This window comes from Micromonospora sp. NPDC005173, from assembly GCF_040608515.1.
GTDB lineage: Bacteria > Actinomycetota > Actinomycetes > Mycobacteriales > Micromonosporaceae > Micromonospora.
The window spans coordinates 1-26,257 of the sequence record NZ_JBEXIK010000069.1 but is presented as its reverse complement, the minus strand read 5'-3'; the positions used below and the strand labels follow the sequence as shown (position 1 = coordinate 26,257).

Sequence of the window (26,257 nt, the reverse complement as noted above, 5' to 3'; positions counted from 1 at the left end):
GAACTCACCGGCCTCCTCCTGCAAGCCTGCGACGCCGACTGGGACCGCGTCATCCCCGTCGCCGACCGCAAGGGCCACGACCGCCGCTACTCCCTCGACATCAGCAAAATGCACGACGAACTCGGCTACAGCCCCAGCATCGACCTCGACCACGGCCTCGCCGACACCGTCCGCTGGTACCAGGAAAACCGCGCCTGGTGGGAACCCCTCAAGACCACCCCCACCGCATGACCCGACCACTCCTCACCGGCGCCGGCGGAATGCCGGCGCCGGTGAGCTGAGTTCCAGCGGACTGTCAGGCACCACGCCGTCTGTCGCGGCGTCCAGCGTCCGGTCAGCGGCCCCCGGCGCGGAAGACTTCCGCGACCGTACGGAGCACGACCTTGACGTCCAACCACAGCGACCAGTTCTCGATGTAGTAGTTGTCGAACCGCGCCCGGTCGGAGATCGGCGTGTCGCCGCGCAGGCCGCTGACCTGGGCGAGACCGGTGAGCCCGACGGGTACGCGGTGGCGCGCCGCGTAGTTCGGGTACTCGGCGGAGAACTTCTCCACGAAGTAGGGCCGCTCCGGCCGCGGCCCGACCACGCTCATGTCGCCGCGCAGGATGTTCCACAGCTGGGGCAGCTCGTCCAGCGAGGTCCGACGCATGAACCGGCCGATCGGCCCGACCCGCCGGTCGTGCGCGATGGACCAGTTGGTCTGCGACTCCTGCTCGTTCACCGGACGCATCGACCGGAACTTGATGACCTTGAACGGCTTGCCGTACCGGCCGATCCGCTCCTGATAGAAGAAGATGCCCCGGCCCCCGTCGATGAACGTGGCGATGGTGCAGAGCAGCAGCACGGGGCTCAGCAGGATCAGTGCGACAGCGGCGAACAGCATGTCGGACGCCCGCTTGATGGCCCACCGCGGACCGGTCAGCGAGATGTCGCCGATCTTGACGATCGGGAACGCGCCGATGTGGTCCGGGTAACCACTGTGCGAACGGGAACCCCACAGGCGCGACACCGCCCAGAGGTCACAGTGGGAGCTGCGGGGACGCAGCAGGGTCTCCATGAGCGTGGACTCGTCGCAGTCCGGGTCGGCGATGACCAGGACCTCGCATTCCAGCAACCGCACAAGGTGGTCGAGGTCGGACAGCGTGCCGCTCAACGGAAGCACCCCGGTGCCCTCGCGGGACGGAGCGTCGACGCAGCCGACGAACCGCAGACCGTACTGCGGGTAGCGGCGCAGCAGTCGGGCGAGTTCGACACCGATCGGCCCACCGCCGACGATGATCGCGTTGTGCTCCGCCCACCGCCGCTTGCGGGACAGGACGGTGAACGCCCTGCTGGCCGCGCGCCCGAGGATCACGAGCGCCGCCGACAGCGCGACACCCCGCATGAACCCGCCCACGTACGCCACCGAGGAGTGGCGCTCCGCCGCGATGATGGCCACCACTGCGGCGGAGGCGAGCAGTCGCCCACCGAGGCTCGGCAGTTCGTCCAGAATGCTCACGTGACGGCGGGGCCGGTAGAGACCGCCGACCGCGAAGAAGGCCACCGTCAGGACGGCGTTGGCCAGGGTCCCGCGCCAGTAGTTGTGCGTCAGCAGCAGCGGAGCGACCAGCGCGACGGCGTCGACGGGCGCGATCATCATCCACGCCCGCAGCCACCGGGTCCGCGACGAGGTGCTGGACCTGGCGTACGGCAGGACGGCGGTCGTGCTGAGGCCGGCCGCCTCTGCATGGGCCTCCGGCTCCCGGGCTTGAACGACGGGTGGGGCACCGTAGTGACGGGCCCCGTCGCCCGGAAGGCTGGACTGCCCTTCGCCGACGTGCGGCGTGGGCGAATGGCTGGTCGCCGATTGGCCTGACATGTGTGGACCTCCCCGTGAACGCCCCGGTCAGACATCACGACCAGAAGGGCGACCGAACTTTACGATCGGCAGGGGCGCGCCACCATGGCCAGCAAGCCAGTTCCTTGTCCTACTTTGCGGCGGACAGAATCTCCGGCACGTTGTCATTGCGCACCGCGTTGAACACCCGCGTGGCCTTTTCCTTGTCGGCGAGGACGACGCTCTCGTTGCCGATCTGACCCGTGCCCTTCGTGGGGCAGGTGAGGAACGTCAGGTTGCCGCTGCGCAGTTCGCGAAGCTCGGCCGCGAGGTCCAGCAGGTTCAGGGACTTGTCCACCGCCACCGCGTCCGCCGTCGCCTTGACGAAGGAGTTCAGCTTGGCCGGGTTGGCGAGCGTCCCGCCCGACGCCGCCTTGTCCAGGATCGCCTTGATCACCTGCTGCTGGTGGCGGATCCGGGCGAAGTCGCCATCGGCGAAGGCGTGGCGTTCGCGTGCGTAGTCGAGCGCCGCTGCCCCGTCCATCTTCTGCGGGCCGGCGTTGAACGTCCGGCTGCCGTTGAGCGCGTACAGCGTGGTGAAGCCCTTCTCCACGTCCACGTTGATGCCACCGAGCGCGTCGACGATCTCCTTGAAGCCTCCGAAGTCGACCATCGTCACGTGGTCGACGCGGACGCCGGTGAACTTCTCGACGGTCTGCACCATCAACGGAACGCCACCCCACGCGAACGATGCGTTGATCTTCGCGTCCCGGCCACCCCGTCCCTGCGGGGACTTTGGCACGTTCACCCAGGTGTCCCGAGGGATCGAGATGAGCTGCGCGCTCGACCGGTCCTTCGGGAGGTGGGCCAGGATGATCGTGTCGGTGCGGGAGCCGGAGTCGTTCTCCGGGTCACGCGAGTCACTGCCGAGAATCATGATGTTCATGGCGCCCTTGGCGGTCTCGACCACCTGCGGGCGCTCGGCCTCCGGCACCTCCCCGAAAGCGTCGACTCGCTCGATCCCGGAGTTGATAGAGCGGAAGTAGAGCCCTCCGGCGACCATTCCGGCACCGCCGAGCAACGCCAGGACCACGAAGGTGATCAGTACGACCTTGCGCCACCGGCGACGCCGCGGAGGCGCCTCCTCGGTCGGCTCCGGTGGCGACTGCGCCTCAATGAACTGAGTCTCGGGCTCCGCGTACTCCTGGCGATACTGCATGGTCGCGATGCTACTAATTGCTGCTCCGGCGCCGTACCCCCCGTCCGTGCCATACGGGTCCATTTCCGGACCGAAAATTTCTTCGACCATCGGTCACGTGAACCTGGTATGAAGCTGCCGTGGACGCCACTCAGTTGCGCCGAGCCATCGCCCGTACTCCCCTCGCACCCGTCGCTGCCTTCCCCAAGCGGCTTGCCCGGGTCGCCCGCCACGATGCCAAGGTGCTCCGCATCTCGGCCCGGTGGCTGGTCACCTCTCGGGAGCACCACAACTACACGTACGAGCTGACCAAGCTCAGCCGCCACCACCTGTCCTGGTTCGTCAGCGTGGTCTGCGACCGGCCCGTCAAGGAGGTCCGCGGGTGGCTCGACGAGATCGAGTCAGACCACGCGCTGCGCCAGCACATCGAGCAGGCCACCGCCGCTGCCTCCCGCCGTGGCCTCGCGGACAAGCAGGTCCACTACGCCCGGCGGATCGGCTGGTACGCGATCGTGCGGGCCACCCGCCCCGCACACGTGGTGGAGACCGGCGTCGACAAGGGGTTGGGCAGTTGCGTCCTGGCTGCCGCCCTGCTGCGTAACGCGCAGGAGGGCCATCCGGGCCGGGTCACCTCGCTGGACATCAACCCGGAGGCTGGCTACCTGGCCGCCAGCGCGCCCTGGTCCGAGGTGGTCGACCTGGTGATCGGCGACTCGATCGCCTCGATCGGGGCGCTGGACCGCCCGGTCGACCTGTTCCTGCACGACAGCGACCACAGCCGGACCCACGAGAAGCGCGAGTTCGACGCGGTGGAGCCGAAGCTCGCCCCCGGCGCGATCCTGCTCACCGACAACGTCACCAGCACCAACGTGCTCGCCGAGCACGCCGAGCGCACCGGGCGGCGGTTCCTCGCCTACCGGGAGAGCCCCGCCAACCACTGGTACCCGGGCGACGGCATCGGCGTGGCATGGTAGCCGGGTGCGGCTGACATCGATTCACACGTACCCCGTCAAGGGTTGTCACCGGCTCGACCACGACGGCGCGTTCGTGCAGCCGTGGGGGCTGGCCGGTGACCGGCGCTGGATGGTGGTGGACGCCAACGGGGTCGGCGTCACCCAGCGCGAGACCACCCGGCTGGTCGGCCTGCGTGCCACCGTGCGCCCGGGAGGTCTCTCGCTGCGCGCCGACGGGCAGCCCGACCTCGACGTGCCCGAGCCGGCCAGCGGTGAACCGGTCGCGGTGCGCACCTTCCGCAACCGGAAGCTTCCCGTTCCCGCGCTGCCGGCCGGCCCGGCGGCCGACGCCTGGCTCGGCGCGCTGCTCGGCCGGCCGGTCCGGCTGGTCTGGCTGGCCCGGCCGACCCGCCACCTGGCCGCCGCCGACCGCGAGCACGACACCGGTGACCAGGTCAGCTTCGCCGACGCCTACCCGCTGCTGCTGGCGAACGCCGCCTCCCTCGACGCGCTCAACGGCTGGCTGGCCGAGGCCGGGGAGGAGCCGGTGCCGATGGCCCGGTTCCGGCCCAACCTGGTGGTCGAGGGGGCAACGGCCTGGGCCGAGGACGACTGGGTCGGCCGGTCGATGCGCATCGGCGACCTGCGGTTCCGCGCCGCCGGGCCGTGCGACCGCTGCGTGGTGACCACCACCGACCAGGAGACCGGGATACGCACGAAAGAACCGCTGCGCACACTCGGGCGGTATCGCAACGTCCAGCAGAAGCTCCTCTTCGGCCTGAATCTGGTACCGGTCGACAGTGGACCGTTGGCCGTCGGCGCCCCGCTCGTCATCGAGCCCTGACCGGCTGCGCTGCTCCGGGAGCGCACCGGTCACCGTCCGTCGATGCTGTCTTAGTTTTGGCTTAGCCGGCTTGTCCGGCCCCTCACGGGTCCGGCAGCATCGCCGTCGTGACGGACGGAAGCGCTCCCGGCGACGTCGACATCGAGCTTGACCTGGATCGGGCTCCGGACGACCGGCCCGCGCCTTCGTCCGGCCCGGTGCCCTGGCTGGTCGCCACCGGCGTCACCATCCTCGCGGCGGCGCTCGGGCTCACCCTGACGCTGCGATCCGGCTCCGCCCCGGCCTGCGCCGCCGGCCGCACGCTCGCCGCCGCGCCGCCCACCGGCACCGCCACACACAGCGGCAAGGCGACCTTCTACGACTCGAACGGTGCCGGCGGCAACTGCTCGAACCCGGCCGCGCCGGCCAACCGGCTCTACGTCGCGCTCGGTCCCATGGAGTACGCCGCCGGCGCCGCCTGCGGCGGATTTCTCGACGTGACCGGCCCGAAGGGCACCGTCCGCGTCCTGATCATGGATCAGTGCCCGGAGTGCGCGCCCGGACATCTCGACCTGTCCCGGGAGGCGTTCGCCCGGATCGCCGACCCGGTCAAGGGCCTCGTCCCGGTCACCTACCGCGCGGTGGTCAACCCGCCGCTGCCCGGCCCGCTCACCTTCCGCATCAAGGAGGGCGCGTCGCAGTGGTGGTTCGCCGTCCGGGTGGGCAACCACGGCAACCCGCTGCGCGCCGTCGAGGTCCGGCAGGGTGACAGCGGTCCGTGGCGGACGGCCGTGCGCCAGGACTACAACTACTGGCTGATCGCCTCCGGCGCGGGCGCCGGGCCGTTCAGCATCCGGGTGAGCGACGTGTACGGGCACCGCGCCACCGTCGCCGGCATCCGGATGGCACCCGGCCAGGTGCAGACCAGCGCGGTCCGGATGTACGCGACCGGCGCCGCGGCGGCCACCCCGCGCCCGCCCGCCTCGGCGCGGCCGTCCGCCACCCGAGCAGGGGGTACGCCGACACCGGCCCGGCGCCCGGTCGAGGTCGCGAGGGCGAGCGCGCCGGCCGCCGAAACGCCGTCGACCCGCCCGGCCGGGGCCACGGCCCGCTGGTGCGGCTGACCGGTCAGTCGGTCGTCGTCAGGTCGAGCCACATCAGGATCTCGTCCCGGTCGTCACCGGGCGCCAGCCGCAGAGCGCCCGGCAGCCTGCCGATCTCGCGGTATCCCAGGCGGCGGTAGAACGCGTCCAATCCCAGCCCGTCCCGCACCGTCACGTGCAGTGCCTCGTGGCCCAACTTCCGGCCCAGCCGGGCGGCCTCGCGCATCAGCGCCGAGCCGTACCCGGTGCCCTGGGTGTCCGGGTGGACCATCACCCGCTTCAGCACGCACCAGTGCGCCTTGAGCGGGAACCGGTTGTCACTGAAGATCAGCACGGCGACCAGGCGGTCACCGGCGTACCCGACCAGCAGCCGGTCCGGCCCGTCGGCGATCCCGGCGAAGGTCGGGTCGGCGGTGGCATGGACGTCGGTGGCGGTGACCGGGGGCACGAAGCCGACCGCGCCGCCGGCGTTGGTGACGTCCACCCAGAGGGCGACGATCTCGGCGCGCAGCTGCGGGGTCAGGTCGGGATCGAGGACGAAGTGCAGGCTCACGGCACCCATCCTGACCGCGCGAGCACCTGATCGGCCCGAGGTGTGCTCCGATCAACAGCGCGGGCCCCGAGCGCTCACGTGTGGCTCAATCGTGCGGGAGGGGGGACTCGAACCCCCACGTCCAATAGGACAATAGGACCTAAACCTACCGCGGCTGCCGTTACGCCACTCCCGCCAACCTGCTGATTCTAGAGCGTCTGGCTACGGCGGTGTCACCTCGGTGATGTTGCGCGCGGCGGCGGCCGCCGTGGCCAGCGCCTCGGGCGTGTACTTGTATCGGACCATTCACAGATAGTGACGGCCCGGTACGACAGTCAGTCCAGGCCGAGGTCGCGGCGGAGTTTGGCGACGTGCCCGGTGGCCTTGACGTTGTAGAACGCGTGCTCGATCTTGCCGTCGGCGTCGATGACGAAGGTCGAGCGGATCACGCCGGTCACGGTCTTGCCGTACAGCTGCTTCTCGCCGTACGCGCCGTACGCGTTGAGCACTGCCTTGTCCACGTCCGAGACCAGAGGGAAGGTGATCGCGTCCCGATCGCGGAACTTCGCCAGCTTCTCCGGCTTGTCGGGGGAGATGCCGACCACCTCGTAGCCGGCGGCCTGGAGGGAGGCGAGCGAGTCGCGGAAGTCGCAGGCCTGCTTGGTGCAGCCCGGGGTCATCGCCGCCGGGTAGGCGTAGAGGACCACCTTGCGGCCTCGCAGGTCGGACAGGGTGAGCTGGTCACCGGTGTCGGTGGGGAGGGTGAACTCGGGGGCGGGGTCACCGGGAGTGAGGCGGTCAGGCGCGGTCATGGCCCGACCCTACCGCCGGGCCGGCCGGTGCCGCCGCTGCCGACGCGCCAGCGCGGCGACGGTCCTGCCCCTGCGCCGTACCTCCAAAGGTGATCAAGAACATGCGTTGTTGCCAAACTCTGGCAACAACGAGGTATGGGAAATAGGCTGACCCCGCCGGCCCGTACGGGCCCGCTGACGCGTGGGAGGTCGCGTGGAAACCCTGGCGATGCACATCTCGAACGGGATCATCGATGGTCCCGTCGCAGCGGTCTTCGCGGCGCTGGCCCTCGCCGCGCTCACCGGCTGCGTCCTGCGCGGCCGGCGCGACCTGGACGACCGGCTGGCCCCGATGGCCGGCCTGGTGGCCGCGTTCATCTTCGCCGTCCAGATGCTCAACTTTCCGATCTTCACGGCCGGGGTGAGCGGCCACCTGCTCGGTGGCGCGCTCGCCGCGATGCTCGTCGGCCCGTGGGTCGGCGCGCTCTGCGTGGCCGTGGTGCTGGTCGTGCAGGCGCTGATCTTCGGTGACGGTGGCGTCGCGATGCTCGGCCTCAACATCACCAACATGGCGCTGCTCGGCACCGCCGCGGCGTACCTGCTGATCGCGGTGCTGTTGCGGGTGCTGCCCCGTACCCGGGCCGGCCTGGCCGTGACCGCGTTCGTCTCCGCGATGCTCAGCGTGGTGGTCGCGTCGCAGGGCTTCGTCCTGCAGTACTGGCTGGGCGGCACCACCGACCTGGGCGGCAACCTGGCCGGCCTGGCCGGAACCATGGCCGGGGCTCACCTGCTGATCGGCATCGGTGAAGGCCTGATCACCGCGACGACCGTGCTCACCGTCGCGAAGGTGCGCCCCGATCTCGTCTACGCGTTGCGCGGGCTGCGGTCGACGTCCGCGCCCGCCGTCCCGGTCGTCGGAGGTGTCCGGTGAAGAATCGTTCCTGGGGTTTCCTGGTCGGCGGGCTGCTGGTCGCCCTGCTGCTGGCCGGGGTCGTGAGCAACTACGCCTCGTCCCACCCGGACGGGTTGGACTCGTCCCTGCTGAAGGGCTGCACCGTCGACGCCGATGACAACATAATCGGCGGAAGCTGCCCGGCCCAGCAGACTCGGGACCACGAGTTGGGGGACAGCCCGCTCGCCGACTACGGCGTGCGGGGAGTGGGCAATGACTTCCTCTCCACCGGCCTCTCCGGGGTGCTCGGGGTGCTGCTGACCTTCGCGATCGGTGCCGGCGGCTTCTGGCTGCTGCGCCGCCGTGGCACCACGTCGACCCCGGGTGACTCGGCGACGTCCGTCGAGGGCGCGGCGCCGGCCGAGGGTGACGCGGCGACGTCCCGCGCCGGCGCGGCCGGCTGAGCGACGAGTACGCGGATGGGTGCCGGTCACGGGCACGTGCTGTACCGGGAGTCGGACTCTCCCGTGCACCGGCTCCCGCCCGAGGTCAAGATCGTGGCGATGGTGGTCTTCACCATCGCCGTGGTAGCCACCCCGCGCGCGGCGTTCTGGGCCTTCGGCGCGTACGCCCTGCTGGTGGCGGCGGTGGCGGCGCTGGCCAGGGTGGGGCCCCGGTGGCTGCTCAGCCGGGCACTGATCGAGGTGCCGTTCGTGCTGTTCGCCGTGGCGCTGCCGTTTCTCGGCGCCGGTGAACGGGTCGACGTGCTGGGCCTGCGACTGTCCGAGGACGGGTTGCACGGCGCGTGGAACATCGTGGCCAAGGGCACCCTGGGCGTCCTCGCCTCGCTGCTGCTCGCCGCGACCACCACCACCCGGGACCTGATCGTGGGGCTGGACCGGCTGCACTGCCCGCAGGTGCTCACCCAGATCGCCACGTTCATGCTGCGCTACCTCGACGTGCTGGTCGGCGAGGCGCGGCGGATGCGGGTGGCGCGGATCTCGCGGGGTGACGACCCGCGCTTCCTGTGGCAGTTGCGCGGCTTCGCCGCCGGGATCGGGGCGCTGTTCCTGCGGGCCTTCGAACGCGGTGAGCGGGTCTACCTGGCGATGCTGTCCCGGGGCTACACCGGGCGGATGCCCGCGGTGTGGCAGGGCGATGGCGCGGCGACCGCCGGTCAGTGGCTGGTCGCGGCGACCGTGCCGGTGTTGGCGGCCTCCATCGCCGCCACCGCCGTCGTGCTGACATGATCGGTGCCGTGCAGACCGCTGTCTCGCTGGACGTTCGTGGCGTTAGGTACGCGTACCCGGACGGGCATGTGGCCCTGCACGGGGTGGACCTGACGGTGCCGCGTGGCGACCGGGTGGCGCTGCTCGGGCCCAACGGCGCCGGTAAGACCACGCTGGTGCTGCACCTCAACGGCATCCTCACCCCGACCGAGGGGAGCGTGAGCGTCGGCGGGCTGACCGTCACGACGGACCGGGCCACCCTCGCCGAGGTGCGCCGCCGGGTAGGCATCGTCTTTCAGGACCCGGACGACCAACTCTTCCTGCCCACGGTGGCGGAGGACGTCGCGTTCGGGCCGGCCAACCTGGGCCTGCGCGGGGCGGAGCTCGCCGCCCGGGTGGACGAGGCGCTCGCCGCGGTGGGGATGAGCGAGCACCGGGACCGGGCGCCGCAGCACCTCTCCTTCGGGCAGCGCCGCCGGGTGGCGGTGGCCACCGTGCTCGCCATGCACCCGGAGATCCTGGTGCTGGACGAGCCGTCATCGAACCTGGACCCGGCGGCCCGCCGCGAGCTGGCCGAGATCCTGCGCGAGCTGCCGGTGACCCTGCTGATGGTGACGCACGATCTGCCCTACGCAGCCGAGCTGTGCGAACGCGCAGTGATCCTGGACGCCGGCCGAATAGTCGCCGACGCCCCCACTCTCGACCTGCTGACCGACCCCACGCTGCTCGCCCGCCACCGCCTGGAACTTCCCTACGGCTTCGCGCCTCGCCCCTGACCTGCGGGCGGGTGCGGGTCAGGTCTGGGCGGGGGCGGGGGCGGGGGTTCGGGAGGCAGCGCGTAGCCGGAGGACGCCGGCGGTGGTTGCGCCGGCGCCGGTGATCAGCACCAGCGTGACCATGATCCGGGCGTACTCGGCCGGCCAGGGGACCGGGGCGATGGAACGGGCGAACACCGCGGCGTTGGCCACCCCGGCGAAGAGGGCCAGACAGGCCCCGGCCAGCGCCACCGCGAAGTCGGCGGCGGGGCGGCGGGCCAGCGCGTAGCAACCGGCGGCGATCGCGCCGAGGCCGGTGAGCAGCGACCAGACCTGCCCGGACAGCAACCCGACCAGAACACCGCCCACGCCCTGGGCGCCGGCGTCCAGTTCCCGGCCCACCGGGTACAGCACGGCGACCGCGCCGCCAGCGATGAGCAGCGCGCCCAGCGCGGACAGCGCCCGTGCGCCGGCCGGCGCGGCGGCGACGAGCAGGCCGAGCGCACCCACCGCGAGCACCCCGACGATGGTCACCGCCCACCAGGTGTACGCGTCCGGCGGCGGCACCCAGTCCAGCGTGCCGCGGATCTGCGCCGGGTCGCCTCCGTCGCGCAGCGGGATCGTCCAGTCCCGGACCCGGTGCTCACGATCCGGCGCGGCGCGGACGGCGTCCGGCGGTGCCGACTCCCGCCACAGCGCGCGCTGGTCGTGCCAGCGGGCCGTGGTCCCGTCGGCGATCCGCTGCCAGGACGGCGCTGCCGCCGGGTCCGCCTCGGCGGGCAGTGTGGTGTCCCCGGCGATCGTGCGGTTCAGGTACGTGGCGGGGGACCGGCTGTTCTCGAACACCCCGTCCGGGCCGATCCGCAGGTACGGCTCGCCGGAGTAGCCGATCACCTCGATTGGGCGGCCGGTGCGGTTGGTCAGCTCCAGTCGGGCGCCCGCCTCGATCACCCGTACCTCCAGCCCGGGTCGGGCGGGGGCGACGCCGGTGGTCCGGGTCCGGTAGTCGGTGCCGTCCGGGGCGTCCGCGCCGTGCGCGGCGGCCGGTGCCGCGGTGAGCAGGGTTGCCGCGCAGGCGGCGGTGGCGACCAGGCCGGCACGGGCCAGCAGGGTACGGATCACTAGCCGGCCGCCGCCACGGCCGCGGTGAGGCCCTGCGGGCTGCGGTCGGCGAGCGGCTGACCGTTGACCAGGATGGTCGGCGTGCCGGTGACGTCGTCCCGGCTGGCCTCGTCGGTGACGTGCTCGGTCCACGTCCGGTACGTGTTGTCCTTGACGCAGCCGGCGAACGAGCCCCGGTCCAGCCCCACGCCGGTGCCGATGTCGATCAACTCGTCGTCGCTGAGCCCGGCGCTGCCCTCCGGTGGCTGCTTGTCGAAGAGCGCCTTGGCGTACTCGCGGAACTTGCCCCCGGCGGCGGCGCAGCCGGAGGCGGCCGAGGAGCGGGTGGAGTAGTCGGTGGTGGAGAAGCGGTTGAGGTACGCCACCGGGTGGTAGACCAGCGTCGCCTTGTTCTCGGCCACCAACTGCTCCAGGGTCGCCCCGCTGGTCTGCTCGAACTGCTTGCAGGCCGGGCAGAGGAAGTCCTCGAAGATGTCGACGGTGACCGGCCCGCCGCCGGTGACGATGCCGGTGCCGTCCGCGTTGGCGCCGGGCGGGGTGGTGAAGTCGTCCGAGCGCTGGCTGGACCAGACGCTCCAGCCGATCAGGCCGGCGATGACCAGCACGGCGACGGCGGCGGCGGAGACCCAGAGCGTGCGCCGGCGGCGCCGTTCGCGGGCCAGTTGCTGGCGGACCACCCGGGCCGCGTCACGCTGCCCCTTGCGACTACTCATCCTCGTCCTCCACGGCGGGTTCACCGGACAGCCACCCGTCCACCGAGACGGGCGTACGCGGCCAGATCAGGAGAAAACCGGCCAGCACCAAGAATCCCAGGTCGCGCAGGATCTCCGGGAGGTAACTCGGTGCCTGCCCCTCGGCGAGCTGCCCGCCGCTGCCGAAGCAGCCGCAGTCGATGGCCAGGCCACGCGCCCAGGCCGACGCGATCCCGGCGATGAAGACCACCAGCAGTACGGCGGAGACCACCGCGCTGAGCCGGGTGGCCAGCCCGAGCAGCAGGAGCACGCCCAGCGCCAGCTCGACGAAGGGCAGCGCGGCACCGATCACGGTCGCCACGTCGTACGGCATCACCTGGTAGGCGTTGACAGCCCGGCCGGAGGCGGCCAGGTCGCCGACCTTCGACGCGCCGGCGACCAGCCAGACGGCGGCGAGGCCGAGTCGGGCCGCGATGCCGAGCCAGGGCCGGACGGCAGGCCAGCGGCCGGCCCGGGTGGGAGGTGCTGTCACGGTCATTTGTCGTATCGTCCTCGCCGGAAGTTCCCGGCTCAGCCGGTCAAGGCGTCGCCGACCGCCTCGACCAGGTCGTCGCGGGCCCGGGCGACCCGGGAGCGGATGGTGCCCACCGGCACCCCTTCGACGGCGGCGGCCTCGGCGTACGACAGGCCGAGTAGTTGGGTGAGCACGAACGCGGCGCGCCGCTCAGGGCTCAACCGGCGGACCAGGTCGCTGGCGCCGAGCTGGCCGGCCGGGTCCGGGTGCGGTCGGTCGGTGTACGCGTTGGCCGCCAGCCGTTCGTCGAGCCGCCGACGGCGGACCACGGTGCGCAGGTGGTCGGCGCAGGCCCGCCGGGCGATGCCGAGCAGCCAGGTGCGGACGCTGGAGCGCCCCTCGAACGCGGGAAGTGCCCGGAACGCCCGCAGGTACGTCTCCTGGGTCAGATCGTCGGCGCTGTCCGGGTCCACCAGGGCGGCGGCGAAGCGCCAGACCTCGACCTGGGTCAGCCGGACGAACGCGGCCTGGGCGGTCGGGTCGCCGTCGCGCGCGGTCAACGCCCACTCGGTGGCCGGGTCCCGGGCGACGCCACCGGCCGGGTCAGCCGGACCGGCGGCACCGGTGTCACGCGGGACGGGGATCACGACAACCCAGGTTACGCGGCGCGCGGCGTGGCGACAGGGCCCTTCGACCCTGGATGGTCTGCGCCACGTCGGGAACTTTTCCCCACCGTGGGCCGACTACCCCGTCATGACTTGCGACCACGTACGCGCGGCGCTGTCGGCACGGCTGGACGGGGAAGATCCGCAGACGCCGCCGGCGGTGCTGGACGCGCACACCGCCACCTGCGTCGGCTGCCGCGACTGGCTGGCTCGCGCCGAGCAGGTGACCCGGCTGGTCCGGGTGCAGCCGGTGGAGGTGCCCGACCTCACCGCCGCGGTGCTGGCGGCGGTTGCCGCCGATTCCGCGCACCGCAGCCCGGCCGCGGTCCGGCGGGCCCGCCGGCAGGTGCTGCGGATCGCGGTGGCGGTGGCCGCGGTGGCCCAGTTGGTCATCGCGCTGCCGATCCTGCTCGCCGGGCTGGGCGTGTCGGTGGACCCGCACACCAGCCGGGAGATGGCCTCGTTCGACGTGGCGCTGGCGGTGGGCTTCGCGCTGGCCGCCTGGCGGCCCGAGCGGGCCCGGGCGTTCCTGCCGGTGGCCCTGGTGCTGGCGGTCTGCCTGGCCGGCACCAGCGTGGTGGACATCGCCAACTCGACCACCGCGCTGGTGCACGAGGCCGGCCACCTGGCCGCCGTGGTGCAGGCGGGGTTGCTGTGGGCGCTGGGCCGCACCAGCGGGGAGGACCGGCCGCTCACGCCGGCGCTGGCGGCAGGGCGCGGGTGAATGACTCACCCGACTCGGGTCGCCGAGATCCACTCCGGTCGGCGAGCATGGCCAACATGACTGTCGCCCCCCGCCGCTGGCTCGCCCGGTTGGCCGCCACCGCCGGCCTTCTGGTCACCGTCGTCGTCCTCCTGATCACCCCGGCCACCCCCGCCAGCGCCCACGCGGTGCTGCAGAGCACCAGCCCGGCCGCCTCGGCCGTGGTGCCGAGCGGGCCGGCCGAGGTGGTCCTCACGTTCAGCGAGTCGGTGCGCAAGGTTCCCGGCAAGATCCGCGTCATCGCGCCGGACGGCTCCCGGGCCGACCGGGGCGAGCCGAGCTTCGACGGCGCCACGGTGACCATCCCGGTGGACCCGGCCGGTGAGCGCGGCACCTACCTGGTCAGCTTCCGGGTGATCTCCGCCGACAGCCACCCGGTCTCCGGCGCGTTCACATACTCGGTGGGCGCGCCCTCGACGCCGCCGGTCGACTCCGGCGACGACAGCCGGGCCGACCCGGTGGTGGGCGCCGGGGTGAAGGTGGCCCGTTTCCTCGGCTACGCCGGCCTGGTGCTGCTGGTCGGGCCGGCACTGGTGCTCGCCGCGCTCTGGCCGCGACGGCTGTCCCGGCGGGGCCCGGCCCGGCTGGCCTGGACCGGCCTCGGCCTGGTGGCCGTCGCCACCCTCGCCGACCTGTGGCTGCAGGTGCCCTACACCGCCGGAGGCGGCCTCTTCGACGTGACCAGCGAGGGGTTCGGCAGCGTGTTCGGCAGCGCCTTCGGTGCCGCCCACCTGGTCCGGCTCGGCCTGCTGGCGGCCTCGGCATTCCTGCTCCGGCCGCTGCTGGCCCGGCCGTCCGGCCGCACTGACGCGATCATCCTGGCCGTGCTCGGCGGGGCCGCCCTGCTGACCTGGCCGCTGGCCGGGCACCCGGCGGCGTCCCCCGCGCCGGCGGTCTCCGTGGTGGTCGACGCGGTCCACCTGGGCAGCATGGCGGTCTGGCTGGGCGGCCTGCTGATGCTCGGCGGCTTCCTGCTGCGCCAGGCCGACGAGCGCGAGCTGGGCGCGATCCTGCCGATCTGGTCGCGCTGGGCGGCGCTCGCCGTCTCGGCGCTGCTGTTGGCCGGCATCGTCCAGGCGTTGATCGAGGTGGCCACCCTCGACGCCCTGTTCGGCACCACCTACGGGCGGCTGCTGCTGGCGAAGGTCGGGCTGTTCACGCTGGTGATCGCCGTGGCCGCGTACTCCCGGCAGTTGGTGCGCCGACGCACCGCGGCGCAGCGGCCGGTGCCGGTACGCCGGGCGGTCTGGGTGGAACTGGCCGTCACCGTGGTGGTGCTGGGGCTGTCCGCGACGTTGGTGCAGACCACGCCGGCCCGGACCGCCGTGTCCGAGCCGTCCGGCACCCAGGCCGGTCTCTTCTCCACCACCCTGTCCAGCCCGCTCTTCTCCCTGCAGGTCGAGCTGGACCCAGCCGAGCGGGGCAACAACTCGCTGCACCTGTACGCGTACACCAAGGACAACCGGCCACAGCCGGTGGCGGAGTGGCGGGCGACCGCCGCGCTGCCCTCGGCCGGGATCGAGCCGATCGAGATCCCGTTGCTGCCGCTGACGGACAACCACGCCTACGGCGACGTCAGCCTGCCGGCCGCTGGTGACTGGCAACTGCGGGTCACCGTGCGTACGTCCGACATCGACCAGGCCACGGTGACCGCCACCGTGCCCATCCGTTAGAGAGGCTCCCGAATCCCATGACCCGTCTCCGGCGTACCGCAACCGCCGCCACCGCCCTGGCGTTCACCGCCGTCGCCACCGCCGTCCTCGGCTTCGCCGGCCCGGCGTCCGCCCACGTCACGGTGAACCCGAAGGAGGCGACCCAGGGCGGCTACGCACGGGTGGCGTTCCGGGTGCCCAACGAGAGCGACACCGCGTCGACCACCAAGGTGGAGGTGGTGCTGCCGGAGAACGCCCCGGTCGGCTCGGTGTCGACCATGCCGGTGCCCGGGTGGACGGTCGCCGTGGAGAAGCGCAAGGTGGACCCGCCGATCGAGGTGCACGGCAGCCCGATCACCGAGGCGGTGGCCAAGCTGACCTGGACGGCCACCGGCGACGCGGGTGTGAAGCCGGGCCAGTTCCAGGAGTTCCCGGTCTCGATGGGGCCGCTGCCGCAGGTCAACACGATGGTCTTCAAGACCGTGCAGACCTACTCGGACGGCAATGTGTCGCGCTGGATCGAGGAGCCGACGCCGGGCGCTGAGGAGCCGGAGCACCCCGCCCCGGTGCTCACCCTCACCGCCGCGTCGCCGTCGGCGTCGGCCGCGCCCGCCGCGGCGGCCGTCGCCGCGACCGACGACGACGATGACGACGAGGGCGAGGGGGCCGCGGTGGGCCTCGGCGTCGCCGGTCTCGTCGCCGGCCTGGCCGGTCTGGTGCTGGGCGGGCTAGCGTTCGCCCGGACGCGCCGGGAGCCGGTCGCCAAGTCCTGACCCCGTCGCACCCGCTGGCCCGCCGGAGCGATCCGGCGGGCCAGCGTGCTTTCCGGGACCGGAACCGGCCGTGCCGTGGATATCCCCTGATCAGCCGGCGTACGTCGGTAAGGTCTGCCGGGTACCTGGCTACGGAGGGAGACGGAGCGTATGCGGTTCGTGCGGGCGATCGCCGGAGTGTTGCTGTTGGTCATCGGGATTCCGGCGCTGTTCGCCGGTGGCGCGCTCTGGCTGGTGACCCGGCACGCCGACCCCGGGGGGACCTTCGCCGCCCGGTTCGAGACGGTCCGCACACCCGGCCACGCGGTCGTGGTCACCGACCTCGACCGACTGCTGCGGCAGGAGGTGCCGTTCGCCCGTACCGCGCAGGCCCGGCTGCGGTTGGACGCCCGCACACCGGACGGCCCGGCCTTCGTCGGCCTGGCGCCCACCGCCGAGGTGCGCCGCTGGCTGGAGCCGGTCCCGCACGCCTCGGTCCGCCGGGTGGCGCTGGCCCGGGGTCCGTTGCCGGTGCGCATGGACCCGGCCGGCCCGGCCGTCGGTGCTCCGGCCGCCGCGGGATCGTTCACCCCACTGGGTCGCTCGTTCTGGGTACGCGAGGGAATCGGCTCGCTGGAGTGGAGCGCGGACGATCTGGCCGGGGAGCCGATGAGCCTGGTGGTGATGCGCCCGGACGGCGGTGGCGACCTGGCCCTGGATCTGCGCGCCGAGTTGCAGGCGGGCTGGACCGCTCCGGCCACCTGGGGGCTGCTGGCCGCGGGGGTGCTGCTGGTGGTGTGCGCGGTGCTGCTCCTGCTGCGACCGCTGCGGCCACGTGAGGTGGTCTTCGTGGTCGAGCCGGACCAGGTGCCGGTGCTCGCCGGCCGGCTCGGGGTCAGCTCGTTGAGCGGCCTGGGCGCCCCACCCGCCGGGGACGCCGGGGCGGCGCGGCCGCTGCCGGCCGGGCGGCAGCTCACCCCGGTCGGCTCTGGCGCGGGTGAGCGGCCCCGGTCGGCGATCGGCACCGCACCGGCCCGACCGGCCACCCTCGCCGACCTGGACGCGCCGGCCCGGCCGCCGGAGGTGACCTTGAGTCTGGCCTGGCCGCCGACCGCTCCGGAGGCGGCGACGGCTCGGCCGGTGGTGGTGGACGGAACGGCGAGTGGCCCTCCGCGCTGCCGACGCGGAGGGCCACCTTCACCGGGGGATCGGTGCTACCCGAGCGACGCTTGAGGTAGGTGAGACCAGATTAGCGCCGATAGCGGCTACTGGGGAGGTGTGTCCATTTGGTGCGACTTTTCCACCGTGCGGCCCGACCGGACCGGCAGGGTCACCAGCAGCAGCAGGCTGAGCAGCACGTAGCCGTTGCGCAGCACGAAATCCACCGGGTCGTCGGTGCGGACCGGGGCCACACCCCAGTCGTGGAACGACACCACGCCGTAGATGATCAGGGCGGTGATGCCCACCGCGAGCCCGGCCAGCCACCGTCGCCGGCGCACCTCGTCCGGACGGTCGGCGCTCAGGGCCGCGTCCGCGAGCAGCACCACCGCCGGGACGAACCAGTAGATGTGGTGGGTCCAGGTGATCGGGCTGACCATGGCGCCGACCAAGCCGGTCAGGGTCAGGCCGGTTAACGCGTCGCCGGCCCGGGCGGCGCGGACGGCCCGCCACAGCCCGTAGACGGCCACCACGGCGACCACCGCCAGCCACAGCAACTGGTTCGGCTTCTCCGGTGCGCTGAACCGGCTGAGCAGGCCGAACAGGGACTGGTTGCCGGTGTAGTCGGTGCGGCCCACCCGCTCGGTGGCCCACAACTCGTGGGTCCAGAACCGCCACGAGTCGCGGGGCGCGATGGCCGCCGCGAGCAGGGTCGCCGCCGCAGCGGTCGCGCTCGCCACCGCCGCGGCCCGCCACCGGCGGGTGGCCAGCAGGTACACGATGAAGATGCCGGGGAAGAGCTTGAGTGCCGTCGCCAGACCGACGCCGACCCCGGCCCAGCGCCGCGCCTGCGGCACGGCGAACAGCAGGTCGGCCAGGATCAGCACGACCAGCAGCATGTTGATCTGCCCGAAGGTGATCGTCTCGCGGGTGCTCTCCACCGCCAGCACCAGCAGCACGGCGACGGTCAGGGTGAACGCCCGCGGCAGGTTGTGCCGGGCGATCACCGGCAGCACCAGCCACCGGGTGGTCACCACCACGGCCAGCACGGTGAGGACCGTGAAGATCGCCACGGTGGCGCCGAGCCGGATCAGGCCGAACGGCCAGAGCAGCAACGCGCTGAACGGCGGGTAGGTGAAGTACAGCTCACCCTGCACCCGATCCGGCTGGACGTAGTCGTAGAGCGGGTTGCCCGCCGTCCACCAGTCCATCGCGGACATGTAGATCTTCAGGTCGAAGAAGTTGTGCACCAGGCCGGGCAGGTAGAGCGCCGGCAGCACGGCGATCAGGGCCACCACCGTGACCAACCGACGGACCGTACGGCCGCCGGGATCGTCGTCGGTGACGGCTGGCGGTGCGACGGGTTCGGCTGGCACTCCGAAACCCTAGCGGGCTGCTCCGCCGAGAGCGCGCAGCTGCGGGTCGTGGGCTGCGCGTAGTCTGTGCCGGTGGCTGATCTCCTCGTCTGGATCGACTGTGAAATGACCGGGTTGGACCTTGGCAGCGACAAGCTGATCGAGGTCGCGGCACTGGTCACCGATCCCGACCTCAACGTGCTGGGTGACGGCGTCGACGTGGTGATCCATGCCGATGAGGCCGCGCTGGACGCGATGCCGGAGATCGTCCGGACGATGCACGCCAAGTCCGGCCTCACCGAGGAGGTGCGCCGCTCGCCGGTGACCCTGGCCGAGGCCGAGGACCAGGTGCTGGAGTACGTCAGCAGCTTCGTCAAGGATCCGCGTACCGCGCCGCTGTGCGGCAACTCGATCGCCACCGACCGGGGCTTCATCGCCCGGGACATGCCCCGCCTCGACGCGCACCTGCACTACCGCATGATCGATGTCTCGTCGATCAAGGAGCTGTGCCGCCGCTGGTACCCCCGGGTGTACTTCGGCCAGCCGCAGAAGGGCCTGGCGCACCGGGCGCTGGCCGACATCCGGGAGAGCATCCGGGAGTTGGAGTACTACCGCCGGACGATCTTCGTGCCGCTGCCCGGCCCGGACGTGGAGACCGCCAAGGGGATCGCCGCGGAGCTCTGACCCGGGCGCTCGGCCCCGCGCATGGCCGGCACGGTGGTCGGGGGAGCCGGGAACCCGCTGGACGGGGTCCGCCATGGTGTGGCTATTATTGGTCCGCACCCCGCCCGGGGCGATCTACCGGGCGACGGCGGCGTGGTGGCTGTAGCTCAGTTGGCAGAGCACCGGGTTGTGGTCCCGGTTGTCGTGGGTTCAATTCCCATCAGTCACCCCATACGAAAGCCCCCCTCCTTCGAGGGGGGCTTTCGTCGTTTCGGCTGCTCAGGCGGTCGGCGTCGGGGTGGGGGCGCTCCCGTCCGTGGCGCCCGGGGTGGCCGAGGTGTCCGGATCGGCCGGCGGCTCGTACGGCAGGGCGCTGCCCTTGACGTACTCGTCCCAGCTCATGTTCCAGTCAGTCCAGCCGTTGCCGTTCTGGAGCTTGCGCTCGGTGCCCTTGACCGTGATCGGGTCGCCGATCTGGGTGTTCTTGAACAACCAGTCACCGTTGGCCATCGACACGTTCACGCAGCCGTGCGACACGTTCACCCTGCCCTGCTGTCCCTCGGACCAGGGGGCCGCGTGGATGAACTCCCCGCCCCAGGTGAGCCGCTGGGCAAAGTCGATCTTGGTGCGGTAGCCCTCCTCGGGGCCCAACTCCTCCATGGTGTCGAAGACCGTCTTGCGCAGCTTCTCGATCACGACCATGGTCCCGCTGGACGACGGGGTGGCCTTCTTGCCGAGGCTGACCGGAATGGTCTTGATCACGGAGCCGTTCCGGGTCACCGTCATGCGCTTGGTCTTGTTGTCGACCGTCATGACCACCGATGCGCCGATCTTGATGTCCACGCTGAGGTCGGCCCGGCCGTACCAGTTGTCACCCAGCGGCAGGCCGCCGGCCTGCACCCGGTAGGAGACCTTGCTGTCGGCCTTCCAGAACTCCTTCGGCCGGTACCGGATCTCGGTGGGGCTGACCCAGTGCCAGATGCCCTCCTGGGCCGGCGTCGAGGTCACCGTCATCCGGCGCTGTACGTCGTCGCGGTAGTCCTCCGGGATGCCCCGACTGAACTTCACGATCAGCGGCATCCCGACCCCGACCACCTGGTTGTCGCCGAGGAAGCTGCTCACCCGCACCTGGTTGGCCGGCTTGGCCATCGTGGTGAAGGTGCTGGTGGCGGTCGCCGGACGGCCGTCGTCGCCGGTGGCGGTCACCGTGGCCGTGTAGCTCGTGCCGTACGCCAGCGCTCCGGCCGGAAGCCAGGTCTTGCCGTCCGCGGCGAGGGTGCCCTCGACCGCCTTGCCGGCCGCGTCCTTGAGGTCGACGGCGGTCTCCACGGCGTCCTTCGTGCTGAAGGTGATGCCGGTGGAGGCCGGCACGTCCTTGGCGTCGGTCGCCGGTTCGCTGATGGTCGCCGCCGCCTTCGGGGCTGGGTTCTCGCCGCCACCCTGCCACGAGGACGGCTTGTCGCCGCTGCCATCCGTGCAGGCGGAGGTCAAGGCCAGCGCCACGGCGAGAAGCCCTGCCGCGAACACGCGGCGTCGCCCACCGGGCCGGATCAGCTGGTCCTGGCTAGCTCGCATGATTCCCTCACAGTCGTGGTCCCGGACCCATCGTCTCCTACAGACGCGCCAGGACCGGCTCCGGTTGCCGAGGGTGAACCGGAACACGCCGACGATGATGCCGGAATCTTGCTAAAATCCGGCGATTCGTGAGCCTGACTCGTCTCCATACCGGGACTGAGGGGTCGCCGCCGGCGCCGTCGCGTCGCGGGCAGTGCAAGGGTACGCGCCGACCCGTCCCATCGCACGGGCCGGCGCGGTACGCCGGATGGCTCAGAGCGTCGGGCCGGACCCGCCCGAGGGCACCGGCAACGCGCTGCCCTTGACGAACTGCGACCAGCTCAGGCTCCACGCCGTCCACCCGTTGCCGGCGGCGAGCTTGCGCTCGGTGCCCTTCACCGTGATCGGGTCACCGATCCGGGTCTTCTCGAACAACCACCGGGCGTTCGCCATCGACACGTTCACGCAGCCGTGCGACACGTTCTGCCGCCCCTGCACGTGCTCCGACCAGGGCGCGGCGTGGATGTACTCGCCACCCCAGGTGAGCCGCTGGGCGAATTCGATGTCAGTGACGTAGCGGTTGGACGGGTCCGGGTCGTCGCGGGTGTCGAAGACCGTGGACTCCTTCTTCTCCATCACCACCATGGTGCCGCTGGAGGACGGGGTGCTCTTCTTGCCCAGACTCACCGGCACGGTGCGGACCAGCGCGCCGTTCTCGTACACCGTCATCTTCTTGGTGGCGTTGTCGACCTTCATGACGAACGACCGGCCGATCTTGGCGGTGGCCTTGCGGTCGACGTCGCCGTACTTACCGTTGCTGAGCGGCACCCCGGCCAGCGCGATCCGTACGGTGATGGTGGTGCCCGGCTGCCAGTACTCCGGCGCCCGGTAGTAGGCCTGCGTGCCGTTGTCGACCCAGTGCCAGGCCCCCGGCTGCGGCGGGTCGGTGCGGACGAACATCCGCTTCTGCACCGCCGCCCGGTCCTTCTTCGGGATGCCCGGGTGGAACTCGGTGACCACCGGCATGGCCACCCCGTAGCTCTTGTCGTCGAAGAGGTACAGGCCGGACCCGACGGTCGACTTCGGCTTGGCCATCGTGGTGAAGTTGCTGGTGCCCTGACTGCTCGTGCCGTCGGGCGCGGACGCGGTGACCGTGGCCGTGTAGCGGGTGCCGTACTTCAGTGGGGCGGACGGCACCCAGGAGGAGCCGTCGGTCCGCAGCTTGCCCTCCACCGCGCCGCCACTCGCGGCGGTCAGGGTGACCGCGGAGACCTTCCCGCCGTCCGGGAGCTTCGCGCTGATCTCCGTGCTCACCGGCTTGTTCTTCGTGCCGTCGGCCGGGTTCAGCGCCAGCGGGGGGCCGCTCGGCGCAGTCGGCGTCCCTGGCTGGGCCGTGCCGGGATCGGCGCTCGCGCTCGCGCCCGACTCGGCCCCACCCACGAATTCCGGCTTCTTCTGCTCGTCGCCGCACCCGGTCAGTGCCAGCGACGCCGCCAGGGTCAGAGCGCCCACCACCGCCCCGGCTCGCGTGAACCGTGCCATCCCCACCTCTGTTCTCGCGTACCTGGCGGACATCGTGCCGCATCACCGCCTTGGCCGACGGTCCCGTCTCTGTCACGCGGGTCGGTTTGGGACCTTTTGCCGGCTAAGCTCGACCGAAGGGGGGACCTGGGTAACCGGATTGGAGGCCGGCTCAGCGGGGTGCTAATGTTCTCTCCGTTGCCGACGAGCGCCGCTAGCTCAACTGGCAGAGCAGCGGACTCTTAATCCGCGGGTTCGGGGTTCGAGTCCCTGGCGGCGCACCAGCAATAATCTGGGCATCTACCCCTCACGGGTGGGTGCCCAGATGTCGTTTCGGCGCGAGTGACAGCAACGGCGACAGCAACGGTGTCACTCGTCAGCGTCATCACCCGTCTCAGGCTCGGCGAGCGCCGCGTCCATGTGTCCTGCTGCCTCTTGCTGCATGGCCGGCATGACGTGCCCGTAGATGTTCATGGTCACCGCGATCTGGCTGTGGCCGAGGATGTCCATGACGACCCGTGGCGACACGCCAGCGGCCAGCAGCAGAGTGGCGCAGGTGTGCCGCAAGTCATGGAGCCGGATCGGCCGCACACCGGATCTCGCCATCAACCGACCGAACGCGGTGTTCAGGTTGCGCGGCTCGACGTGGCGACCGGTGGCGGTGGTGAAGACAAGCCCCGTCTCCTGCCACTGGCCGTCGGCAAGCTTGCGCTCCTGCTTCTGAGCGTTGCGGTGCCGCTTCAGCGCTTGGACCACGACGGCTGGCATCGTCAGGACGCGACGAGAACGGCGCGACTTGGGCGGGCCGAACACCACACCGTCGCCGCGAACGCGCTGCAATGTCTGCCACACCCGCAACTGTCCGCCGTCCAGGTCGACGTCCGACCACCGCAGCCCGAGGAGTTCACCGCGTCGCAGACCAAGGGCCAACGCGACCACGAACAGGGTGTGCAGCCTGTGGTCCCTGCCCAGCGGGGGGCAGGAGGTCGGCGAGTACGTCGCCGAGACGGCCGTACGTGAGACCCGTGAGGAAACCGGCGTGATCGTCGAGGTCACAGGTTTGGTTGGCGTCTACTCCGACCCGGCGCACGTCATCGAGTACACCGACGGCGAGGTAAGGCAGCAGTTCTCACTCTGCTTCCGAGCGCGGCCACTCTCTGGCGAACCGACGCCGAGCGAGGAGTCAACCGAGGTGCGATGGGTGACGCGTGAGGACCTGGGACGACTCTCGGTCCACCCGTCGACGATGCTCCGCATCAAGCATGGCTACGAGGAACGCAGCGAGCCCTACATCGGCTGAGAGGCGAAGCCGGCGAGCCTGCCCTGAGTCCGCTTACCGCAGCAACGATTTCTGGCTCGGCGCGTGTGATGAAGCGGGTGACCAGGTGATCGGGTCCGTAGCGTGACCGGATCTCGGCGAGCCTGTCGAGCACTTCGAAGTCTTGGCCGTCCGGTCCGGTTGTCATGTCCGAGAGGCAGAGCGCATCGGTCACGGGCGACTCCTCGCGTGGGAACTCGTCGGCCAGGACGTGACCCAGTCCGCGTTCCTCCGCCTCCAACCATGCGCAGGAGTGGTGAGCCACGAGCCCCGCGATGCGCTCGTCAAGGCGGTAGTTGTCAAGTCAACCTGAGACAGGTTGTCGTTAGCGGGCGGGTTGTTCTTGCCGGGCGGGGTTGTTGATCCAGGCGCTGTCGGGTGCCTGGGGTGCTCGCGGGCGGCGGGTGAACCGGTCCGGGTGAGCGGTGTAGGCCTGGTCGAGGGTGGTCTGTCGCTGCGCGCGGATCTGCTTGGCGGTGCCGAAGTGGACTGACGCCGGGGTGTGCCAGCCGATCCCGGAATGGCGGTGTTCATGGTTGTAGGCGGTGAAGAAGCTGTCGCAGAAGGCGCGGGCGTCGGCGAGGGAGCCGAACCGGTCGGGGAAGTCGGGCACGTATTTCATCGTCTTGAACTGCGCTTCGGAGTACGGATTGTCGTTCGACGTCCGCGGTCGTGAATGTGAGCGGAGCACGCCGAGGCTCACCAGCATCTCGGACACCGGTCTGGACCGGCCGGCGGTGCCTAGCTTCATCTGATGGGGCCACATTGGCTTCACCTGATCTGTGACACTCGCCTCCCTGGTTGACACAGTCCAAGTCACGCACCGTGATGCCACGAAGGAGTCGTCGCCAAGCCTGAGCGTGAGGCACCCGCAATGCTTGGCATCCCCGCCCAAGTGCGGGCGGCGCTTGCCGGACGGACCACAACTTGCCGCTACCTGCGATTGGTCAGCCCTGTCACGTTCGCGCGTGGCTCGTCGCCCACTCGAGCGCGTAGTCGGCCACCTGCTCCCAGCCAGGCTCGACACCGGTGAAGTGTGAGCGGTCCGGAAACTCGTAGGTCTCAGTCGTCGCCCCGGAGTTGCGGTATTTCTTCGCGTTCGAGCGGATCACCGAGGGCGGCATCAGGTGGTCTTTGCCGCCCATGATGAACAACAGCGGAGCACGGTCGTCCAGGTCGTAGTCGACCCAGGTCTCCTGGTGGCCCGGCTTCCAGTTGGCTATCAGGCCATAGGCCCAGACCCAGTTGCCGGGCGCCGGGATGTGGAGGCGGTCGTACGCCGCGTCGGATTCCTCCCGGCTGACCGTGTTGGCGAAGGCATAGTGGAACTGCTCCTTGGTGAAGCCCACCGCGCGGTGCCGGTTGGCCGGGTTCTTGAGGACTGGGAACAGGGACTTGATCTGGGACGGCGGGTTCACCCGCACGCCCTCGGGTGGCGCCGAGTCGATCACCACCGCGGCGGCGCCCAACCCGCGGTTTACTAAGAGTTGGGTGAAGGTCCCCCCGAAGGAGTGGCCCATGATGATCGGCGGACGGTCCAGGCTCTCGACCACCTCGCTGAGATGGTCGAGCGTTGCGGGAACGGAGGCCTCGGCGATGACCTCGGGCTTTTCCCGCAACGCCTCTACCTCGATCTCGAATCCCGGGTACGTCGGCACGAAGACCTCATGGCCCTTCGCCCGGTAGTGCTCCACCCAGCGGTCCCAGCTTCGGGCGGTCATCCAAAGCCCGTGGATCAGCACGATCGGCAGGGCATTGGTCGTCGGCTCGCTCATGATGCTCCTTCCGATGAGGGCTGCAGCAATCGTCGGAACCCTCGGACAGCGCTAACCTCACCCCGCAGGGATGAAGTCGCGGCCCGCCGGCGCACGATCAGGCACCACGTCCGGGTCGCCGGTCGCTTCGATGACATGCTATCCGTCCGCACATCGGCCGGAAGCGGAAGCGACGTGTACGCCCGGACGCGTCGTCAGTTCGGCGCATCTGGTCACGGACGGTTACGCGCTGGCCCGGCCGGCTGCTGATCGTGTCACCCATCAGGTGAAGCCGCCGTGTCCCATCAGCCGGAGTCGGACACGGGGCTGCCGGCGATGTCGAGTTTCAGGACGTCCGTGACAGAACAGTCTCGGGACGTGGGTGGCACTTTCCGGCTAGCCAGGTGGTGAGGGCGGCTCGGGTGGGCGTCGTCGGGCACGGGCTGCGTCGGATACGGCGATCCCGGCCAGGACGAGAGCAGCGGCGGCGGCGACCAACACCGGCGGCAGGAAGATCGTTGCCGGGGAGACGGCGGCGAGCACGAGGACCCCGGCCACTCGGTCTCGGGACACCCGGCCGAACACCGCGTACTCGAAGATGGCCCGTCCGGCGAGGAACAGTGCGGGTCCGCCGAGGATGACGGCGACCCACGCCGGTGGTGTGTGCCCGAACGGGTGCTCG

Annotated in this window: 26 protein-coding genes, 3 tRNA genes and 3 pseudogenes; 16 read left to right on the top strand and 16 right to left on the bottom strand. The window is 71.1% G+C overall.

Going from position 1 to position 26,257, the window contains the following annotated elements:
* A pseudogene (locus tag ABZV00_RS35840) lies at positions 1 to 231 on the top strand (dTDP-glucose 4,6-dehydratase); the annotation flags it as partial.
* Between the two features lie 103 nt (positions 232 to 334).
* On the opposite strand, the gene ABZV00_RS35835 reads toward ABZV00_RS35840, so the two are convergent.
* Complete coding sequence (locus tag ABZV00_RS35835) at positions 335 to 1,858, bottom strand: sugar transferase (protein WP_355614504.1); 1,524 nt, start codon at positions 1,856 to 1,858, stop codon at positions 335 to 337.
* A gap of 109 nt (positions 1,859 to 1,967) precedes the next feature.
* On the bottom strand, positions 1,968 to 3,035 hold the full coding sequence (locus ABZV00_RS35830) for an LCP family protein (protein ID WP_328424163.1): 1,068 nt from the start codon (positions 3,033 to 3,035) through the stop codon (positions 1,968 to 1,970).
* Between the two features lie 119 nt (positions 3,036 to 3,154).
* Here ABZV00_RS35830 and ABZV00_RS35825 point away from each other — a divergent pair, with 119 nt between their 5' ends.
* The 3 genes from ABZV00_RS35825 (at position 3,155) to ABZV00_RS35815 (ending at position 5,914) form a co-directional block, all read left to right on the top strand.
* On the top strand, positions 3,155 to 3,988 hold the full coding sequence (locus ABZV00_RS35825) for a class I SAM-dependent methyltransferase (protein WP_355614501.1): 834 nt from the start codon (positions 3,155 to 3,157) through the stop codon (positions 3,986 to 3,988).
* 4 nt (positions 3,989 to 3,992) lie between these two features.
* Entirely contained in the window at positions 3,993 to 4,811 is an 819-nt protein-coding gene (locus ABZV00_RS35820) for an MOSC N-terminal beta barrel domain-containing protein (RefSeq protein ID WP_355614498.1), read from the top strand.
* Positions 4,812 to 4,918: 107 nt separating this feature from the next.
* Positions 4,919 to 5,914: an expansin EXLX1 family cellulose-binding protein gene (locus ABZV00_RS35815; protein WP_355614495.1), complete on the top strand. Its 996-nt coding sequence runs from the start codon at positions 4,919 to 4,921 to the stop codon at positions 5,912 to 5,914.
* Between the two features lie 4 nt (positions 5,915 to 5,918).
* Here ABZV00_RS35815 and ABZV00_RS35810 read toward each other — a convergent pair whose 3' ends face one another.
* From ABZV00_RS35810 to bcp, 3 genes are all read right to left on the bottom strand, one after another.
* On the bottom strand, positions 5,919 to 6,446 hold the full coding sequence (locus ABZV00_RS35810) for a GNAT family N-acetyltransferase (protein WP_355614492.1): 528 nt from the start codon (positions 6,444 to 6,446) through the stop codon (positions 5,919 to 5,921).
* Positions 6,447 to 6,538: 92 nt separating this feature from the next.
* A tRNA-Leu gene (locus ABZV00_RS35805) sits at positions 6,539 to 6,621 on the bottom strand.
* A 139-nt stretch (positions 6,622 to 6,760) separates the two neighbouring features.
* Positions 6,761 to 7,237, bottom strand: a complete 477-nt coding sequence (gene bcp / locus ABZV00_RS35800) for a thioredoxin-dependent thiol peroxidase (RefSeq protein WP_328424173.1) — start codon at positions 7,235 to 7,237, stop codon at positions 6,761 to 6,763.
* 193 nt (positions 7,238 to 7,430) lie between these two features.
* Here bcp and ABZV00_RS35795 point away from each other — a divergent pair, with 193 nt between their 5' ends.
* Genes ABZV00_RS35795 through ABZV00_RS35780 form a run of 4 tightly spaced genes read left to right on the top strand, consistent with a single transcriptional unit; the run spans position 7,431 to position 10,113 of the window.
* The gene (locus tag ABZV00_RS35795; protein WP_355614488.1) at positions 7,431 to 8,147 is read left to right on the top strand and encodes an energy-coupling factor ABC transporter permease; all 717 of its coding nucleotides are present in this window, start codon (positions 7,431 to 7,433) and stop codon (positions 8,145 to 8,147) included.
* The gene (locus ABZV00_RS35790) at positions 8,144 to 8,572 is read left to right on the top strand and encodes a PDGLE domain-containing protein (RefSeq protein WP_355614485.1); all 429 of its coding nucleotides are present in this window, start codon (positions 8,144 to 8,146) and stop codon (positions 8,570 to 8,572) included. Before ABZV00_RS35795 ends, ABZV00_RS35790 begins: the two co-directional genes overlap by 4 nt.
* A gap of 15 nt (positions 8,573 to 8,587) precedes the next feature.
* Positions 8,588 to 9,358 carry a cobalt ECF transporter T component CbiQ gene (gene cbiQ, locus ABZV00_RS35785; protein WP_355614482.1) on the top strand — a complete coding sequence of 257 codons (771 nt, stop codon included), beginning with the start codon at positions 8,588 to 8,590 and terminating at the stop codon, positions 9,356 to 9,358.
* A complete protein-coding gene (locus ABZV00_RS35780) occupies positions 9,355 to 10,113 on the top strand; it encodes an ABC transporter ATP-binding protein (RefSeq protein ID WP_355614479.1) in 759 nt (252 codons plus the stop codon). The genes cbiQ and ABZV00_RS35780 overlap by 4 nt, the downstream gene beginning before the upstream one ends.
* A gap of 18 nt (positions 10,114 to 10,131) precedes the next feature.
* Here the strand turns inward: ABZV00_RS35780 and ABZV00_RS35775 are convergent, their stop codons facing one another.
* The 4 genes from ABZV00_RS35775 to ABZV00_RS35760 are packed head-to-tail and all read right to left on the bottom strand — an operon-like array spanning position 10,132 to position 13,067.
* The gene (locus ABZV00_RS35775; RefSeq protein ID WP_355614476.1) at positions 10,132 to 11,214 is read right to left on the bottom strand and encodes a hypothetical protein; all 1,083 of its coding nucleotides are present in this window, start codon (positions 11,212 to 11,214) and stop codon (positions 10,132 to 10,134) included.
* Entirely contained in the window at positions 11,214 to 11,927 is a 714-nt protein-coding gene (locus tag ABZV00_RS35770) for a thioredoxin domain-containing protein (RefSeq protein ID WP_355614473.1), read from the bottom strand. Before ABZV00_RS35770 ends, ABZV00_RS35775 begins: the two co-directional genes overlap by 1 nt.
* Entirely contained in the window at positions 11,920 to 12,444 is a 525-nt protein-coding gene (locus ABZV00_RS35765; RefSeq protein ID WP_355614470.1) for a MauE/DoxX family redox-associated membrane protein, read from the bottom strand. The genes ABZV00_RS35770 and ABZV00_RS35765 overlap by 8 nt, the downstream gene beginning before the upstream one ends.
* Positions 12,445 to 12,476: 32 nt before the next feature.
* Complete coding sequence (locus ABZV00_RS35760) at positions 12,477 to 13,067, bottom strand: sigma-70 family RNA polymerase sigma factor (RefSeq protein WP_355614468.1); 591 nt, start codon at positions 13,065 to 13,067, stop codon at positions 12,477 to 12,479.
* Between the two features lie 106 nt (positions 13,068 to 13,173).
* On the opposite strand from ABZV00_RS35760, the gene ABZV00_RS35755 reads away from it, so the two are divergent.
* The 4 genes and pseudogenes from ABZV00_RS35755 to ABZV00_RS35740 form a co-directional block, all read left to right on the top strand.
* Complete coding sequence (locus ABZV00_RS35755; protein WP_355614466.1) at positions 13,174 to 13,809, top strand: zf-HC2 domain-containing protein; 636 nt, start codon at positions 13,174 to 13,176, stop codon at positions 13,807 to 13,809.
* A 47-nt stretch (positions 13,810 to 13,856) separates the two neighbouring features.
* Positions 13,857 to 15,521, top strand: a complete 1,665-nt coding sequence (locus tag ABZV00_RS35750) for a copper resistance protein CopC (RefSeq protein ID WP_355614463.1) — start codon at positions 13,857 to 13,859, stop codon at positions 15,519 to 15,521.
* A gap of 17 nt (positions 15,522 to 15,538) precedes the next feature.
* Positions 15,539 to 16,273: a YcnI family protein gene (locus ABZV00_RS35745; RefSeq protein ID WP_355614460.1), complete on the top strand. Its 735-nt coding sequence runs from the start codon at positions 15,539 to 15,541 to the stop codon at positions 16,271 to 16,273.
* A gap of 678 nt (positions 16,274 to 16,951) precedes the next feature.
* A pseudogene (locus ABZV00_RS35740) lies at positions 16,952 to 17,485 on the top strand (hypothetical protein); the annotation flags it as partial.
* A gap of 32 nt (positions 17,486 to 17,517) precedes the next feature.
* On the opposite strand, the gene ABZV00_RS35735 reads toward ABZV00_RS35740, so the two are convergent.
* A complete protein-coding gene (locus ABZV00_RS35735) occupies positions 17,518 to 18,786 on the bottom strand; it encodes a glycosyltransferase 87 family protein (RefSeq protein WP_355614457.1) in 1,269 nt (422 codons plus the stop codon).
* Positions 18,787 to 18,852: 66 nt separating this feature from the next.
* Between ABZV00_RS35735 and orn the strand changes: the two genes are divergently transcribed.
* On the top strand, positions 18,853 to 19,449 hold the full coding sequence (orn, locus tag ABZV00_RS35730; RefSeq protein WP_328424199.1) for an oligoribonuclease: 597 nt from the start codon (positions 18,853 to 18,855) through the stop codon (positions 19,447 to 19,449).
* A gap of 135 nt (positions 19,450 to 19,584) precedes the next feature.
* A tRNA-His gene (locus tag ABZV00_RS35725) sits at positions 19,585 to 19,660 on the top strand.
* A gap of 47 nt (positions 19,661 to 19,707) precedes the next feature.
* Here ABZV00_RS35725 and ABZV00_RS35720 read toward each other — a convergent pair.
* Entirely contained in the window at positions 19,708 to 21,003 is a 1,296-nt protein-coding gene (locus ABZV00_RS35720) for an Ig-like domain-containing protein (protein ID WP_355614454.1), read from the bottom strand.
* A gap of 252 nt (positions 21,004 to 21,255) precedes the next feature.
* On the bottom strand, positions 21,256 to 22,524 hold the full coding sequence (locus ABZV00_RS35715) for an Ig-like domain-containing protein (RefSeq protein WP_355614451.1): 1,269 nt from the start codon (positions 22,522 to 22,524) through the stop codon (positions 21,256 to 21,258).
* A 187-nt stretch (positions 22,525 to 22,711) separates the two neighbouring features.
* Between ABZV00_RS35715 and ABZV00_RS35710 the strand changes: the two genes are divergently transcribed.
* Positions 22,712 to 22,787, top strand: a tRNA-Lys gene (locus ABZV00_RS35710).
* An 85-nt stretch (positions 22,788 to 22,872) separates the two neighbouring features.
* Here the strand turns inward: ABZV00_RS35710 and ABZV00_RS35705 are convergent.
* On the bottom strand, positions 22,873 to 23,442 hold the full coding sequence (locus ABZV00_RS35705; protein WP_355614448.1) for a site-specific integrase: 570 nt from the start codon (positions 23,440 to 23,442) through the stop codon (positions 22,873 to 22,875).
* 7 nt (positions 23,443 to 23,449) lie between these two features.
* Here ABZV00_RS35705 and ABZV00_RS35700 point away from each other — a divergent pair, with 7 nt between their 5' ends.
* A complete protein-coding gene (locus ABZV00_RS35700; protein ID WP_355614445.1) occupies positions 23,450 to 23,803 on the top strand; it encodes an NUDIX domain-containing protein in 354 nt (117 codons plus the stop codon).
* 490 nt (positions 23,804 to 24,293) lie between these two features.
* Here the strand turns inward: ABZV00_RS35700 and ABZV00_RS35695 are convergent.
* From ABZV00_RS35695 to ABZV00_RS35685, 3 genes and pseudogenes are all read right to left on the bottom strand, one after another.
* Positions 24,294 to 24,563, bottom strand: a pseudogene (locus ABZV00_RS35695) (integrase core domain-containing protein); the annotation flags it as partial.
* Positions 24,564 to 24,777: 214 nt separating this feature from the next.
* On the bottom strand, positions 24,778 to 25,596 hold the full coding sequence (locus ABZV00_RS35690) for an alpha/beta hydrolase (protein WP_355614442.1): 819 nt from the start codon (positions 25,594 to 25,596) through the stop codon (positions 24,778 to 24,780).
* A 375-nt stretch (positions 25,597 to 25,971) separates the two neighbouring features.
* Positions 25,972 to 26,257 (bottom strand): low temperature requirement protein A (locus ABZV00_RS35685; RefSeq protein ID WP_355614439.1); only part of this gene is annotated, 286 nt, incomplete at its 5' end.

Bases quoted from the DNA above. Each gene is read 5' to 3' on its own strand.
- ABZV00_RS35835 (WP_355614504.1), bottom strand. From the start codon at position 1,858: ATGTCAGGCCAATCGGCGACCAGCCATTCGCCCACGCCGCACGTCGGC.
- ABZV00_RS35830 (WP_328424163.1), bottom strand. From the start codon at position 3,035: ATGCAGTATCGCCAGGAGTACGCGGAGCCCGAGACTCAGTTCATTGAG.
- bcp (WP_328424173.1), bottom strand. From the start codon at position 7,237: ATGACCGCGCCTGACCGCCTCACTCCCGGTGACCCCGCCCCCGAGTTC.
- cbiQ (WP_355614482.1), top strand. From the start codon at position 8,588: ATGGGTGCCGGTCACGGGCACGTGCTGTACCGGGAGTCGGACTCTCCC.
- ABZV00_RS35780 (WP_355614479.1), top strand. From the start codon at position 9,355: ATGATCGGTGCCGTGCAGACCGCTGTCTCGCTGGACGTTCGTGGCGTT.
- ABZV00_RS35770 (WP_355614473.1), bottom strand. From the start codon at position 11,927: ATGAGTAGTCGCAAGGGGCAGCGTGACGCGGCCCGGGTGGTCCGCCAG.
- ABZV00_RS35765 (WP_355614470.1), bottom strand. From the start codon at position 12,444: ATGACCGTGACAGCACCTCCCACCCGGGCCGGCCGCTGGCCTGCCGTC.
- ABZV00_RS35755 (WP_355614466.1), top strand. From the start codon at position 13,174: ATGACTTGCGACCACGTACGCGCGGCGCTGTCGGCACGGCTGGACGGG.
- ABZV00_RS35750 (WP_355614463.1), top strand. From the start codon at position 13,857: ATGGCCAACATGACTGTCGCCCCCCGCCGCTGGCTCGCCCGGTTGGCC.
- ABZV00_RS35745 (WP_355614460.1), top strand. From the start codon at position 15,539: ATGACCCGTCTCCGGCGTACCGCAACCGCCGCCACCGCCCTGGCGTTC.
- ABZV00_RS35720 (WP_355614454.1), bottom strand. From the start codon at position 21,003: ATGCGAGCTAGCCAGGACCAGCTGATCCGGCCCGGTGGGCGACGCCGC.
- ABZV00_RS35715 (WP_355614451.1), bottom strand. From the start codon at position 22,524: ATGGCACGGTTCACGCGAGCCGGGGCGGTGGTGGGCGCTCTGACCCTG.
- ABZV00_RS35690 (WP_355614442.1), bottom strand. From the start codon at position 25,596: ATGAGCGAGCCGACGACCAATGCCCTGCCGATCGTGCTGATCCACGGG.